This window comes from Amazonocrinis nigriterrae CENA67, assembly GCF_016056305.1.
Taxonomy (GTDB): Bacteria; Cyanobacteriota; Cyanobacteriia; order Cyanobacteriales; family Nostocaceae; genus Amazonocrinis; species Amazonocrinis nigriterrae.
The window spans coordinates 51,562-66,589 of record NZ_JAECZC010000050.1 but is presented as its reverse complement, the minus strand read 5'-3'; the positions used below and the strand labels follow the sequence as shown (position 1 = coordinate 66,589).

Sequence of the window (15,028 nt, the reverse complement as noted above, 5' to 3'; positions counted from 1 at the left end):
GTGCAGGGGAGCAGGGGGGGGATGGGGAGAATTTCTAACTCCTAACTCCTAACTCCTAACTCCTAACTCCTAACTCCTAACTCCTAACTCCTAACTCCTAATTTTTGACCTACACCGTTCTTTTGTGCAGCATCATCGTCCGGTAGTTCGACACCAAAGATTCGGGCAAAAGCTTTTTCTACTTTGTAGCCGGAATCAATTGATTCTAGGGGGTCTTTCCGCAGTCTGTGACGCAGGCATAAAGTTATTACACGCCGGATATCATCAACTGTGACTTCGGTACGCCCTTCAAATGCTGCTAATGCTTTGGCGGCGCGGTTAGTCACAATGTCACCCCGTAAACCATCGACATCGAGTTCCGAACAGACTTCAGAAATTTTCACCCGCAGGTCATAGTCAATTTTTACTTCCTTCAACAACTGTTGAGCATTGACAACTTGCTGTTGCAGTGCTTGTTGCTGAGATTGGTATTTTGCTAGAAATTCTGGGGGGTTTTGGTCGAATTCTGCTCGCTGTTCAACGATTTGTACCCGCAAGGCTGGTTCTTTGACAGTGTGAATTTCTGCGTGCATCCCAAAGCGGTCTAGGAGTTGAGGACGCAATTCACCTTCTTCCGGGTTGCCAGAACCGACAAGCACAAATCTGGCTGGGTGACGGATAGAAATACCTTCCCGTTCTACAGTGTTCCATCCACTAGCAGCCGAGTCAAGTAACACGTCTACCAAGTGGTCATCCAGCAAGTTGACCTCATCCACGTAGAGGATGCCCCGGTTAGCCTTAGCCAGCAGTCCTGGTTCAAAAGCTTTGACACCTTCAGATAAAGCTTTCTCGATGTCAATGGTGCCACAAACTCGGTCTTCTGTGGCTCCTAGGGGCAGGTCTACCATTTGGACTTTTCTGTGATTTACAGGAACTTCTGCCCCTTGTTCCAACTTTTGGCGGACTTCATCGCTCATCAAATCGGGGTCGCTGGGGTCACTGTTGAAAGGATCATTAGCAACCACGGGGATTTCAGGCAGTAGATCCGCCAGCGCCCGGATAGTTGTGGTTTTGCCGGTGCCGCGATCGCCCATAATCATTACACCACCGATTTTGGGATCAATGACATTCAACAGCAGCGCCAGTTTCATTTCTTCCTGGCCCACAATTGCCGTAAAAGGAAACACCACGCGACGCGCACTTGCCGTGGATTGAGCAGTTGGAGTCACTAAATTACCTTAACAATATTTTTCTTATTACAATTCTTTATTGTGCCACAGTTGGGGTGTAGGGAGATGAGGAGATGGGGAGATGGGGAGCAGGGGAAAAGAACAAATGACAACTGATCACTGACCACTAACCACTGACAACTGACAGTGATACCATATTGTAGTTAGCGCTCTAATCTCCCCTGTGATGAACAAAGCATTGGATGAAACGCTTTCTCTTAAAATTGCTGAAAGCATAAAAAGCAAGGCTAATCAGCCGTTTGAAAATGCTTATAGAGCAGTATTAGCCACTGAAGGAGCAAAGTATGTGCAGGGGTTTTTAGCTGTTGCACGCAAACCATACCAACCCATTGAACACAGTTGGATTGAGTTAAGCGATGTTTCCGGTGAAGACTCTGTTGTACGCATTGTCGATCCCACACTCCCACACTTGCGTAAAACTCATCAGGAACTTTGGTATTTTGCAGCACAAACTTTGAGTGTTAAGCAACTCAAAGCAATAATAGAAGAATCCAAAGAAGATTATCCAGAAGACGATCCGCTACCAATCTATGGTGATGCACCTTATGAATATTACGGCGATGTGATGTTGGGTGGCCAAGAATACTTAGTAGCATATCAAGCGGCAGAAGCGAAATGCAGAGAACTCAAAGAATTTAACTGTGAAAATAACTAATAAAAGTAATCAGTCATCAGTCAACAAAGACGATTTTCCATCACTTCCAAAATATTCTCGATAGCCACAAATTTTGTTTTCACATACATCAAAGGAAACAGCTACCCGATTTTTATAAGGCTGTGTAAACAAACGTCCCTCATCATGAAACTCAAAAACAACGGTTGTTTCATTGCTAGTCACGCTGTCTAAATTCAGGTGAAGTCCTTCTTGAAAGGATGCAGAAACATATAGAAAAAATTCTTTTGCTCGTTCTTTTCCTACATTCCAACCCTGAAATTGTCCTACTGGAAACCAAAAGGTAAAATCTTCGGTGAGTATATCTATAAATGCTTGCCATTCACCAGTGGCTAAACCTTTTGTAAAATGTTCAAAGGCCTGCTGAGCAACTTTTAAAGTATTTTCTGTCTTTTCTATCATTGTAACTATCCTTTAGTATTTAAAACTTGAGAAAAATTTCAGATGAAAACTTAAATTGAAGGCTGTATTGATCTATCGCTAAAACCTGACAACTACTTTTCCACAATTTTTACCACTCAGCAAGTGTTCTACAGCAGCAGGAATGGACTCTATACCGTTAAACTGAGTCTGGTCGATAGCAACTTTGAGTTTACCAGAGTAGAAGAGATTAAACAGGCGATCGCGTGCTTCTGTCATATATTCTTGATAATTAGACATGAGAAAGCCGCGAACTGAAGCAGCTTTCCAAAGTAGCTGGTGATAAATGCGCGGTTGGGTAATTTGTTCTGGGGTTTTGGCGTATTCGGAAATAAAACCAATTACCACTAACCGTCCCCGAATAGCCAAATTTTCCACGCAAGTATCGAAAACCTGTTTCCCTACACAGTCAAAAATCACATTAATGCCGTTGGGGTATTCTTGCTTAAGGACTTGGTTGAGGTCTTCTGTACGATAGTTGATCACGCGATCGCACCCTAATTCCTTGAGTAATTCTGCCTTAGCTTCAGAACTACAAGTACCAATTACGTAATTACCTGCTAGCTTTGCCAATTGTACCGCAATATGACCAGTTCCCCCTGCGGCTGCTGTCACCAAAACCACTTCATTACTTTTCATCTCCCCCACTTGTTCTAAAGCAACCAAAGCTGATACACCAGTAGGCATGAGTGTTAGCAACTCTGGTGTAGCTTGGCGCACCCTCACTGCTAAATTTGCATCAATAACCTGATATTCTCGATAACCACCACCACGGGCTGTAGTGACGACAGCATCACCAATTTGAAAATCTTTGACATTTTCACCCATAGCCACAACTTCTCCCACAGCTTCCACACCCAAATCAAAAGGAGGAATTAAGTTAACATAAGGAACATCACCACGACAAATTAATGTATCAAAACCACCGTTAATTCCAGCAAATTTGTTTTGAATCAAAAGTTGATTACCAGCAGGTACAGGAAGAGGTATTTCAACAATTTCAACGGCAGATTTAAAATCTTGATTTAGTTGTTTTGCTATTAATTTTTTGTAAGTTCTTGCATTCATTGTCAGATTTATTATCTAATTACAGATTTATATGAATGTAGGGTGCGTTGTCGCGCAGCGCAACACACCACCAACATCAAAGTATTGACCATTGACAGCCTCAACTCCAATTTATGAGACTTACGTAAATCCTCAACTTATAAAGCTTTATCCCACTCTAACTGATGAGCTAAACCGTATTTGATAAAATCTTCTACTTGAGCTTGATCGTTTTTACCAAAAACACCTAAGCTGTAAGGATTATCTTGCATACGTTGTGTGACTTGCTCTTTCTCAAATCGAATGACTTCCTCTCTAGGTTTATCCGGTTTAAAAAAGTCGATAACCAAGACAACTCTGTCATAATTGGTGTAATTATGCGGGCAGTGCGGATAGCTATGATCTAAAATCATGAATTTCCCTTCATGCCAATAAAGCTTGTCATGGCATATTTTCATAGCTATATCTCCCTCTGGCACAATTAATCCTAAATAGCCACGATTCATATGAGGGTTATAGTTGACATGCAGCTTCACATCCAAGCCTGGATGAAATATCCCAAAATACACATTTCTGATAATATTATCATTACTAAAGTTGACTTTTTCTATCACCTTAGCCAAATTGGAGAAATATTTCTCTCTCAATACCAGCGCTTTTTCTGATACTTCATTTGAAGCATAATCAGGATATTGTATTTGATGCTGTTGAATATATTCTTCAATAAATAGACCTTGAAATAAAATCCCAAAAGCAGTGTATTTTGAATTACCCTTAGTTTTAATAGTTTTATTTTTAGGCCCCAAAATCTCGTAAGTGAATTTTAGCTCCTCATCAGATGCTTGCTGCATAAAGTTTGTAAATTCATCTCTAATCTCTTGCCAGTTATCTTGAAAGCTTTTGAGAAAAGGAAATTCTTCTGGATTCAGATGATATTCATTAAAAGTTTCCATTGTCTTTTCTCCTGAAAATGATTTCATAAAAAACCGTTACATAATAATGGTATTTGGTCAGCCTTCCGGTACGATGTTGAAATTCCGACTCAATCAGAGTATTCATCCATTTTAGTGTGAGGTCTACTGTGTCTGAAGCTTCCCTATTAGATCAAATTATCAAAAATGTGCGAGTAGTTCGTCCCCATCAGGATGATATTGAACTACTTGATTTAGGAATTAAAGATGGAAAATTTGCTCAGATTGCTCCTCATATTAGCCCAGACAGAGGCAAACAGGTATTTGATGGTAAAAATTTGTTAGCCTTTCCTGGGGTGGTGGATGCTCATATGCACATCGGTATCTATCAACCCCTAGATAAAGATGCTGTGACTGAAAGCAAAGCAGCGGCTATGGGGGGAGTCACAACTAGTCTTAACTACATCCGCACAGGGCAGTATTATCTCAATAAAGGCGGCTCTTACAAAGATTTTTTTCCAGAAGTATTAGCCTTATCCGCAGGTAATTTTTATGTTGACTATAGCTATCATATCGCACCTATAGCCAGTCAGCATATTGACGAAATACCTCTACTATTTGAGGAATACGGTGTATCTTCGTTTAAAATCTTCATGTTTTATGGTGGTTATGGGTTGCATGGTTTGTCAGACCAGCAAAACTTATTTTTGATGATTAATAAAGAGGAACGTTACGACTTTGCCCATTTTGAATTTATTATGCGCGGTCTCACTCACTTAATAGAAGCACATCCAGAAGCACGAGATACTATTAGCTTGAGTTTGCACTGCGAAGTTGCAGAAATTCTTAACGCCTATACTAAAATAGTTGAAAATGATTATAGTCTTAGCGGACTGCACGCCTACAGTGCAGCGCGTCCTCCCCATTCTGAAGGCTTAGCAATTTGCATTGCTTCTTATTTAGCCCATGAGACTAACTGTGCAAATATCAATTTGTTACACCTGAGTTCACGTAAAGCAATGGAAGCAGCTTTGACTATGCAAACTGCTTTTCCTCACATCAATTTTCGGCGAGAAGTGACTGTTGGACATTTGCTTTTAGATGTTGATACACCTAATACAATCTGGGCAAAAGTAAACCCTCCTATTCGTCCCCGTACTGATGTAGAATACTTATGGCAAGCAGTACTCAACCATCAGGTAGATTGGATAGTTAGCGACCATGCTTGCTGTTCTGCTGAACAAAAAAGAAGTGCTAAAGACCCGAATAATATTTGGTTAGCAAAATCTGGTTTTGGTGGTACAGAATATTTACTTTCTGGTGTATTTAGTGAAGGTAGTAAGCGGGGAATGTCTTATAACCACATGGCTGAGTTATTAAGTTGGAATCCTGCGCGGAGATTTGGGTTAAGTTCAAAAGGTGATATTGCAGTTGGTTACGATGCTGATTTAGTACTTTTAGATCCTCATGAAAGTTTTGTTGTTCGCGCTGCTGAGTCAGAGTCACAACAAGGTTACACACCCTTTGAAGGAGTGGAGTTAACAGGACAAGTCAAAACAACTTTTTTGCGAGGAAATCTTATTTACAACAACGGAAAAGTTCTAGGTTCAGCCACTGGTCGCTATTTGAAAAGATGTTAAAGTAATCGCAATAAATCTTGTTGCTTAAAATCTCTATTCATTACTGTCTACATATGACAAAACTGTAGCAGTTTTTGATAAATCTCTATCAATTCTAATAAAGAATAAACCGCCATCATCTGTTCTATGCCAAGGAGCTATGGTAAAACTGGGAACATAGGCAAAGCAATCTTTACTAAGACGATAATCTCCAATATCACAGTATCCAGCTAAACAATAACCTTCTTCGTTATAACATTGTATTTCTGCATAGTAACCGTCATAGTGAGGCAAGATAGCTAGTAACCATACTCCACCACCGTTAGCATCTTTCCTTAACCATTTTTTACTTGCTTTGATAAATTGAACTGTATCCGTTTTAGCCCACGGCAGTAATTTACTATCCAAGACTGGGATATATTCATTTAACTTAGCATTTGGATGATTATGAGATAAATTTTTATATTCTAAATAGCCATTCTCCATCCATAAGATTTCTACATTTTCATTACCTAACACCTGCCAATCACCAAATTGCACTCCAGCAGGAATAAAAGAGTAACAATGTTTAGTAAGTTTCCACTCACCAATTTGAATCGCTCCCTTAAGTACGAAAAGCTCTAAATCAGTGGTAAATATGCCAGATTTTGCTTTAAAGCGGTTTGGCAACACGACTCTTGATGTAGAAGCCCCGCAATCTTGCCATGTTAGTAATCTACGGCTTCCAACTGCTACTTCATCCGGCATTCCATTGATTCGCCATTCCCGTTCTTCTGGTACAGTATTGCTGTCAAAAAAAATATATTTACGAGGTATGTACTCTGGAGAAATTGCAGTACGCCTTCCTGATAAGTTCATGCGTCCTCTACCGTCTCCACCCCAATCTTCCTCAATAGAGGTTATATGCAATGGTTCATTTGTCTGGTCTTTGGGCGCAGGATTGTATATATTTTCCATGTATTTGTGCCTCAAGCAGTGAATTTTAGCTAGTATGGTACATTCATCAAGTAATGCGCTTACACTAAGTAAATTAATTTTTAATTAAAATAGTCGGCGTTTAACTTCCTCTGCCAAATTTTCTAAGGATACTTCTACTTGTTCACCTGTTTTTAAATCTTTGAGTGAAGACTTTTGGGCTGCTGCTTCCTCTGAACCAATAATTACACAGAATTGAATTCCTTGTTTGTCTGCTAGTTGGAATTGTTTACCCAAAGCCCGCTTGTCAAAGCTAGTTATAACATTAATTCCAGCTTGGCGCAGATTTTGTGACACTTTTAAATAAATGGGCATTAAATCCTCTTGCATATTTACTACCATTACCTGTGCTGGTGTGGCAGGTAAGTTGGTCAGAATACCAGCTTTTAGTAATCGACTAATTAAGCGAGTTAAGCCAATGGAAATGCCAACGCCAGGCATTTTTTCACCTAAAAATGTCCCTACTAGTTCTTCATATCTGCCGCCAGAACAAATGCTACCCAAGGCTTCGTGTCCTAATAAAGTTGTTTCGTAAACAGTGCCGGTGTAGTAATCAAGTCCACGTGCAATGGATAAATCAATACAAAAACGTTTTTCGGCGACACCTAGATTACGAACGCCTGCAATTACTGTTTCTAACTCAGTGACACCCAATTGAAATTGTTCGGCTTCTGGTAAATTTTGAGCAAGGTGTTTGAGTTTATCTAACACTTCGTCAACTGTACCATCAATTTTAATAAAGTCGATGATTTTTTGAGTTTGTTCTGTTGCAATACCTTCTTGTTCTAAGTGATGCTTGACTTTCGCTTCACCTACTTTTTCTAAAGTATCGATGATACTAATACAGGTTTTAATTTTGGTTTCTGCAATTCCTACTGACTGAAAGAAACCTGTGAGAATTTTACGATTATTGATGCGAATTAGAAAATCACCGATATTTACTGCTTCAAATATTTCAGTGATAATTGCAGGCATTTGAGCATCATACAGCAAGCTGAGTTCTCGACGCGCAACTACGTCAATATCACACTGACGAAATTGCCGAAAACGTCCATCTTTTGCACGTTCACCACGAAAAACTACATCCATTTGATAGCGAGCAAAAGGAAAGGTTAATTCATTGAGGTGACGGGCAATATATGCTGCTAAAGGAACTGTTTGATCAAACTTTAAAGCTCTAGCTTCTGAACCTGTTTCTCCTGCTTTATCTTTTTCGGCTTGTCGATTTGGTGGCAAAATAGGATCAATACCATAAATGATATTGTCGCCTTGATTACCTTTGGCTTGTAGCACTTCTAAACGTTCTACTGCTGGGGTTTCGATGGGTGTAAAGCCATAGCTTTCAAACACTCTACGAATGGTATCTAGTAAATATACTTCTAGGCGTTTTTCGCCGGGAAGAAATTCTGGAAAACCACTAGGAGTTGAGAAATTGATTTTGTCTGCTTTTGCCATGACTTTATTGTAGATTTTAGATTTTAGATTTTAGATTTTAGATTAAAAGTAGCTATTTAGGATATATGGTGGTTCTCGTTTGCAGGAAATATGCTTCAACCGCACCCCCAACCCCTCCCCGCAAGCGAGGAGGGGAGTGTTAAGTCCATTGAATTTATTTACTCAGAAAATAGTGCGCTAACAAAGTGTAACGCACTTGGGAAGTTAAAATTTAGTTTATCAAGCATCTGGTGAGTGTTGAAGTTATGAGCGTAGCCGTTCTTCTTGGATGAGAGTGCGCTGAAAAAGTTGATGGTTTTTGAACCAGTGCCAAGTACGAGCGCGGTAGTTATTACAAGGACTAAGAAGTATCATTTCATATAATGACATCTCTGGTTGTTCCTTGTATGTAAAATGCAAAATAACGGTGGAATCATCTGCTTCCCAAGCTCTACCTTTAATGCGATTGGTATCAAATAAAAGATTTTTTTCACTATAGATTCCTGGAAACTCATACTCTTCTTTTTTACCATCAGCCCAGCTGTAGCGGTTGATTTGGTAGTAGGGATAGGGAGCATTTTCTGGAAATTGACAAGTTAAATGAGATTCATACTTGTCAAGGATTTTCCCTTGTGTATCAATTAATGTATATGTTCCTACCCAATCTCCCTCATGACGGGCAAGTATAGGCATTTCTTCGCGTATATTAGACATTAATACAACTCCAGACTATGAGAACTCCAAGAAATAAATTGTTTCTGTTACAGTTGTTGACTGATGACTGTTGACTTTTGACTTTTGACTGTGACAATCATCTATTATCTGCCGCGATCGCGTTCCAAATCATCTATTACTTGTTGTAAATACCACTCATCTGTCATCCCAGGATAATAATCTCGCTTCTGTTCTATCAATCTTTGGGCAATTTCCCAATATCCCCCAACTAATCGTAACACCCGCTGACGTAGTAAATTATACTTTTGATGTCTGGACTCAGGATGAGATTTGTTGATTTTTTGCAGGCTATTTAAGACTTGGTGGTAATTGTCCCAATCTTCTTTTTCACAATAAATACTAGCTGCTCGCTGATAATCTGCAACAGCCGATGGCATTTCTTCTAAAAAAGTGTAGGCAATGCCACGATTGTAGTAAGCTTGAGCATCATCGGGATTGATTTGCAAAGCTTGGGTATAGTCAGCAATTGCACCGAGATAATTACCCATTGCCCGATAGGCGTTGCCTCTGCCAACATAGACTAGGGCATCTTGGGGTTGGATTTGCAGAGCTTGGTTAAAATCAGCGATCGCTCCTTGATTATCACCTAAAAGTGAGCGTGCTTTGCCGCGGTTGCGATAAACAACGGCATCTTGAAAGTTTAATAACAGTGCTTGGTTAAAGTCAGCGATCGCTTCTCGATAATTCCCCATTTTGCAACGTACCACGCCACGGCAACAATAAGCTTGGGCGTCTTGCGGATCAGCTTGCAATACCCAGTTTAAATCTGCAATTGCCTCCCGCGTGTCTCCCTTTTCTGCTTTTTCTAATAACTGGGTGAAATATGCGTTTGTGGATATGATGGGTACATTCGTAGAAATTTGTTGCTCAACCACTGGTTTTTCTGGTGGTTGTAGCTGTTTAATCTTTTCCAAACACAGCCGACAATTTTCTTTGTCTTTTTGTTGTAAGTATAATTCTGCCGCTTTTTTAAAGCTAGCGATCGCATCTTGAATATATCCTTGTTTGCGCCGCACCATCCCCCGCAGGTTATGAGCCGCAGCATAATTGTAATTTAGGCGAATTGCACTTTCCACATCTGACAGCGCCCCTGGCAGATTTTTCAGTGTCACCCTTGCCAATGCGCGACAATAATATGCTTCTACACTCTCAGGATTCAGCCTGAGCGCTTCTGTATAATCTGAGACAGCTTGGTGAATTGCTCCTGAGTCATAATAGGCTAAACCTCTTTGCAAGTAAGCTTCAGGAAAGTGAGGCGTCAGTTGTAAAGCACGGTTAAATTCTGCAATCGCTCCTGCATAGTCTTTTTGTTGCGCTTTTTCTAATCCTTGATTGTAAAATTCATCATTCATAGCATTTGCTTAAGTAAAAGGGACTGGGGATTAGGGATTAGGGATTAGGTTAGAACTCTTAAAAATTATGGAATTTACTCTGCCCCTTCCCAAATTTTAATTAAAATATCTTCCTAATACCCAGTACCCCAGTCCCCAATCCCCTTTTGTATATTGCTTTATGTCTTCTAGACAAAAACTGCGACAGTTACTTGCGCGTCCTGAAATTCTAGTTATTCCTGGTGTCTATGACTGTCTGAGTGCTAAATTGGCTGAACAGATAGGTTTTGAGGTAGTGGCTACCAGTGGCTTTGGTATTGCAGCTTCTGTGTTGGGTTTACCAGATTACGGTTTTCTCACGGCTACTGAAATGCTTTACAGTGTGGGCCGAATTACTCAGTCAGTTAATATTCCCCTAATTGCCGATTTAGATACCGGCTATGGTAATGCCTTGAATGTGATCCGCACCGTCAAGGATGCTGTGCAGTTGGGTGTTGCTGGAGTGTTGCTAGAAGACCAAGAATGGCCCAAAAAGTGCGGTCATTTTGAAGGGAAGCGAGTCATCGCTCAAGCCGAACATGTAGGAAAAATCAAAGCAGCGGTAGAGGCGCGTGGTGATAGTGGTTTGGTAATTATTGCTCGTACTGATGCTCGCGGCCCGCTGGGTTTAGACGAAGCGATCGCTCGTGGTCGAGCTTACATTGCAGCAGGGGCAGATATACTGTTTGTAGAAGCTCCTCAATCTATTGAAGAGCTGCAAGTTATAGCTGCTGCTTTCCCAGATGTGCCACTAGTAGCCAATATTGTTGAAGGTGGTAAAACTCCACAACTTTCTGCCGCCGAGTTACAAAATTTAGGCTTCAAAATTGTCTTTTTCCCACTCACTGCCCTGTTAACAGTAACACAGGTGATGAGTACTTGCTTGCGTCATCTCAAAGAACAGGGAACCACAGCTAATTTTCCCGACTTGATTAACTTTAAAGATTTTCAAGAACTTGTCGGTGTTCCTAAATATCTGCAAATGGAACAAGAGTTTAAATCTTAGTTAGAAAATGGGTCATATCATGTCCGTTTAAATACTTGTGATACCTGTGGAGGTCGGTAATTGGTAATTGGTGAGCCAGCGCGGTCTTGGGGGTTCTCCCCCAATCCCCACTCCCTTTCGGTCGTGGGGGCCCCGAGTCCCCCATGAGCGACTGGCGTTAGCGCAGCGTTAGCGAGCTTGCGAGCGTCACCCGAAGGGTAATTGGTAATTGGATTTTACTATTAGTCATCACATCTCACCCATTATCCATCACCCATTACCTATTACCATGCAAACCGCCTATATTGATCTAGTCTTTCTGTAATTTGGCATCATCCTAATAAGAGTTAAAATCAAACTCAGTAGATTTACAATATCAAAAATTATGAGTCAGAATATTGGCGCTGCTAAAATTTCGATTATTATTCCGACTCTTAATGAAGCAGGAAATATTAAAGAAGCGATTGCAACTACTCAATCCAGTACAAATATAGAAGTAATTGTGGTAGATGGTGGTTCCCAAGATGACACGGTAGAAATTGCTGAATCATTGGGTGTAAAAGTTATTCCATCGTCTCCTAGTCGTGCTAGTCAAATGAATACTGGTGCTGTAGCTGCTAGCGGTGAAATTCTGTTATTTCTCCATGCAGATACGCGGTTACCGACAAACTTTGATATGATGGTTCGCACAGCTTTGCAAAAACCTGGAACAGTAGCAGGTGCCTTTGCTTTGCAAATTAATGCACCGCTTTTGAGTTTGCGATGGGTGGAGTGGGGAGTCAAGTGGCGATCGCATTTTTGGCAAATGCCATACGGTGACCAAGCAATTTTTTTAACAAAAGAAGTATTTCAGCAAATTGGTAAATTTCCTGAATTGCCAATTATGGAAGACTTTGAACTCATGCGTCGTTTAAAACGCACTGGCAAGATTGTAATTATTTCTGTGCCTGTTGTCACCTCAGCCAGGAGATGGTTACAAAAAGGAGTGTTCCAAACTACGCTCTTAAATCAAATAGTTATTATTGCTTATTTACTTGGTATCTCACCCGAACAAATTCGTAGCTGGTATCGCCAAGGGAAATTTAGAAAAACTTGAAAAGCTTATACTGCAATCATTTTAGCAATTGATACACAGATAAGTTTTTTGTCTATCTTCAGAAATATTTTAAAATTTGATATTAGTAATTATGCTATTTATATTCATCTGTTTGTTATTTGTTCATTTTTCATAACTCCCTAAATTAGTGCGTAAAAGAGTTTAAGCAACAGCTAAATGTGATGTTAATATCTAACTTACATTAGTTAGCTATAAATTAGTAGCTTTAGATACAAATAGTATTGAATCTAGCAGTAGGGAGTATTGTTAATAAATCAATCCTTAATTCTCTAAAGGATCAAAATATGTTAAAAGCATCATAATTGCCTGTGAATATATTCAAAAATCAAACTTTGTCATAATTTTATTTAATTATGAATCCGACTAATGGCAATCTAATATTATGAGAGTTTTTTCCTTTTGACAAAAGTTGAGAAAATTAGGATAATTATGTCTAAAGATTACCAGTTTTTTTGTAGAGATTTATGGCTTCCTAGTGATTATGAGTCTGAGAAAAATGGTGAGAGTTTTATATTTGCTTCTGATGGTTTGGATTTAAGTATAGCTAGCTTTTCTATTATTAATTATTGTCTAGAAGAAGAAAATAAAAATAATGTTAAATATGAAAGCCTTTTGCAAACTTTAGCTTTTTGCTTAGATTTATTTGGAGAAGAAGTTAGCTTTTTATCGCAAAATAGCGCGATAGTTCTATTAAACGAGATATCTAACAAGTATTCTTGGGAGCTTACTTGCTGGCTACAAAATTACATTTATCCTTCGTGGGAGCGTCAAAAAACAATAGATATACCTCGTGTCATTGATTCTGCTACTTTATTTAAAACCAGCTTAATTACTTGGTTTCCTGTACTGACAAATGCTGAGGCTTCAATATAAAAAAATAAATACAAACTGCTATGCTGAGTAAAACTTGCAGCTAGTATATATCGAGCGATCGCATTTGCAAAAGCACCATCCGCCGCTTAAAATCTAGTTCTCAGAAAAACGCTCAAAATCCATAGTGGACTGACACAGCTAAAATAGTGCATTAGCAACTCTTGTAGGATCGAAGTTGCGTCTCCGTAAAAAGAGGGAGGAGTAACGAAAAAATAAGGGTTTTATACCAATTCGTAATTCGTGAGGCAGCCCCCGTCTTGGCGGTTCCCGTCGATGGGGGACTGCCGAACCCGGGGGGTAATTCGTAATTGTAGAGACGATTCGCCGAATCGTCTCTACTCAGGTATAGTCTGGGTTTTGGCGTTTGAATGTGTTGCCGGATTTTAGAGAATTGGTATTACTCCCCTCTCCTTGTAGGAGAGGGGATGGGGGAGAGGTCAAAACAGCACTTGTCGAACTCACGTTAAATAAGCATGAAGTTTTACTGTAAAAAGTTACATATAGTTCATAAAACCTCGACAATAACAAACAATCAATTATGATTATGTAATCAGCTTGATGTTTGGCAGGGCGAAGCGGGGGCAAAATCCCTGGAGTCCCGCCAAAATCGCCAGAACCTTGACAAATCAATAATTACAGCCTTTCAACAGTTAGGGTAACTGCAACTATTTTGTAATAAGAGCGGCTGAAAATAACCAAAATTTCTCCCCCGCCAAAAACCCTAACAGAAAGCTTGCTCAGTAATAGTTTCAGAAGGCAGAGTTTCAACTTTCTACTACCCCGCAAGGGGATTGAAACAACCTAATGCTGCTGTATCAACAACTACAACCAGGGTTTCAACTTTCTACTACCCCGCAAGGGGATTGAAACTAAGGGTTAGGTATTACCCTCATCAATGCTTCAAGTTTCAACTTTCTACTACCCCGCAAGGGGATTGAAACAAATAATTAAATTCAATTCTAAACTGCTACATCGTGCAAGTTTCAACTTTCTACTACCCCGCAAGGGGATTGAAACGAGTACCTAGCCGCAAGCCGGGGGCATCGTCGTGTTTCAACTTTCTACTACCCCGCAAGGGGATTGAAACTTCAACTAGCTTCTTGAGACTCTACAGCCACGCTAGAGTTTCAACTTTCTACTACCCCGCAAGGGGATTGAAACGTTTCAAAGATGTCACAATTATTTTGTGCCCTACACTGTTTCAACTTTCTACTACCCCGCAAGGGGATTGAAACCTTAGTACCATTGTTGTTACTAGCTGATTCTAAAAGTTTCAACTTTCTACTACCCCGCAAGGGGATTGAAACTGCATCTTTTAGCGATGCATATATATTGATAGACTGTTTCAACTTTCTACTACCCCGCAAGGGGATTGAAACAACTTCTACTGTCTTGCCTGCTATGTCTCCTAGTTTCAACTTTCTACTACCCCGCAAGGGGATTGAAACGTCTTTATTTTATCGATAGCACTACCAAAAAGGGTTTCAACTTTCTACTACCCCGCAAGGGGATTGAAACCAGCACCTTGCATATTTTCTAGGTCAGGTTGCTGAGTTTCAACTTTCTACTACCCCGCAAGGGGATTGAAACCAGGCTAACAGAATTTTTACTAAGAATGATGATGTATGTTTCAACTTTCT

13 protein-coding genes and 1 CRISPR repeat array (1 of these 14 cut by a window edge) are annotated in these 15,028 nt (G+C 40.0%); of the genes, 5 read left to right on the top strand and 8 right to left on the bottom strand.

Annotated elements, in window-relative coordinates; translation table 11 throughout:
• Positions 1–83: 83 nt before the first annotated feature.
• Positions 84–1,208: a magnesium chelatase ATPase subunit I gene (gene bchI, locus I8748_RS21485; RefSeq protein ID WP_198126579.1), complete on the bottom strand. Its 1,125-nt coding sequence runs from the start codon at positions 1,206–1,208 to the stop codon at positions 84–86.
• A 187-nt stretch (positions 1,209–1,395) separates the two neighbouring features.
• Between bchI and I8748_RS21480 the strand changes: the two genes are divergently transcribed.
• Complete coding sequence (locus tag I8748_RS21480; protein WP_198126578.1) at positions 1,396–1,884, top strand: hypothetical protein; 489 nt, start codon at positions 1,396–1,398, stop codon at positions 1,882–1,884.
• A 9-nt stretch (positions 1,885–1,893) separates the two neighbouring features.
• Here the strand turns inward: I8748_RS21480 and I8748_RS21475 are convergent, their stop codons facing one another.
• The 3 genes from I8748_RS21475 to I8748_RS21465 all read right to left on the bottom strand — a co-directional run bounded on the left by I8748_RS21475 (position 1,894) and on the right by I8748_RS21465 (position 4,322).
• Complete coding sequence (locus tag I8748_RS21475) at positions 1,894–2,304, bottom strand: nuclear transport factor 2 family protein (RefSeq protein ID WP_198126577.1); 411 nt, start codon at positions 2,302–2,304, stop codon at positions 1,894–1,896.
• A gap of 78 nt (positions 2,305–2,382) precedes the next feature.
• Positions 2,383–3,390, bottom strand: a complete 1,008-nt coding sequence (locus I8748_RS21470) for a quinone oxidoreductase family protein (RefSeq protein WP_198126576.1) — start codon at positions 3,388–3,390, stop codon at positions 2,383–2,385.
• A gap of 137 nt (positions 3,391–3,527) precedes the next feature.
• Positions 3,528–4,322, bottom strand: a complete 795-nt coding sequence (locus I8748_RS21465) for an aspartyl/asparaginyl beta-hydroxylase domain-containing protein (RefSeq protein ID WP_198126575.1) — start codon at positions 4,320–4,322, stop codon at positions 3,528–3,530.
• Between the two features lie 128 nt (positions 4,323–4,450).
• Here I8748_RS21465 and I8748_RS21460 point away from each other — a divergent pair, with 128 nt between their 5' ends.
• A complete protein-coding gene (locus tag I8748_RS21460) occupies positions 4,451–5,920 on the top strand; it encodes an amidohydrolase family protein (protein WP_198126574.1) in 1,470 nt (489 codons plus the stop codon).
• Positions 5,921–5,953: 33 nt separating this feature from the next.
• Here the strand turns inward: I8748_RS21460 and I8748_RS21455 are convergent, their stop codons facing one another.
• The 4 genes from I8748_RS21455 to I8748_RS21440 form a co-directional block, all read right to left on the bottom strand.
• Complete coding sequence (locus tag I8748_RS21455; protein WP_198126573.1) at positions 5,954–6,856, bottom strand: DUF4437 domain-containing protein; 903 nt, start codon at positions 6,854–6,856, stop codon at positions 5,954–5,956.
• A gap of 84 nt (positions 6,857–6,940) precedes the next feature.
• Complete coding sequence (gene hisS / locus I8748_RS21450) at positions 6,941–8,329, bottom strand: histidine--tRNA ligase (RefSeq protein ID WP_198126572.1); 1,389 nt, start codon at positions 8,327–8,329, stop codon at positions 6,941–6,943.
• A gap of 243 nt (positions 8,330–8,572) precedes the next feature.
• A complete protein-coding gene (locus I8748_RS21445) occupies positions 8,573–9,022 on the bottom strand; it encodes a DUF3598 family protein (protein WP_198126571.1) in 450 nt (149 codons plus the stop codon).
• Positions 9,023–9,126: 104 nt separating this feature from the next.
• The gene (locus I8748_RS21440) at positions 9,127–10,395 is read right to left on the bottom strand and encodes a tetratricopeptide repeat protein (protein WP_198126570.1); all 1,269 of its coding nucleotides are present in this window, start codon (positions 10,393–10,395) and stop codon (positions 9,127–9,129) included.
• Positions 10,396–10,555: 160 nt separating this feature from the next.
• On the opposite strand from I8748_RS21440, the gene I8748_RS21435 reads away from it, so the two are divergent.
• The 3 genes from I8748_RS21435 (at position 10,556) to I8748_RS21425 (ending at position 13,388) form a co-directional block, all read left to right on the top strand.
• Positions 10,556–11,419, top strand: a complete 864-nt coding sequence (locus I8748_RS21435) for an isocitrate lyase/PEP mutase family protein (RefSeq protein WP_198126569.1) — start codon at positions 10,556–10,558, stop codon at positions 11,417–11,419.
• 364 nt (positions 11,420–11,783) lie between these two features.
• On the top strand, positions 11,784–12,494 hold the full coding sequence (locus tag I8748_RS21430; RefSeq protein WP_198126568.1) for a TIGR04283 family arsenosugar biosynthesis glycosyltransferase: 711 nt from the start codon (positions 11,784–11,786) through the stop codon (positions 12,492–12,494).
• A gap of 450 nt (positions 12,495–12,944) precedes the next feature.
• Entirely contained in the window at positions 12,945–13,388 is a 444-nt protein-coding gene (locus tag I8748_RS21425) for a hypothetical protein (RefSeq protein WP_214662691.1), read from the top strand.
• 761 nt (positions 13,389–14,149) lie between these two features.
• Positions 14,150–15,028: a CRISPR direct-repeat array (repeat unit 37 nt; unit sequence GTTTCAACTTTCTACTACCCCGCAAGGGGATTGAAAC); it runs 318 nt beyond the window's last position.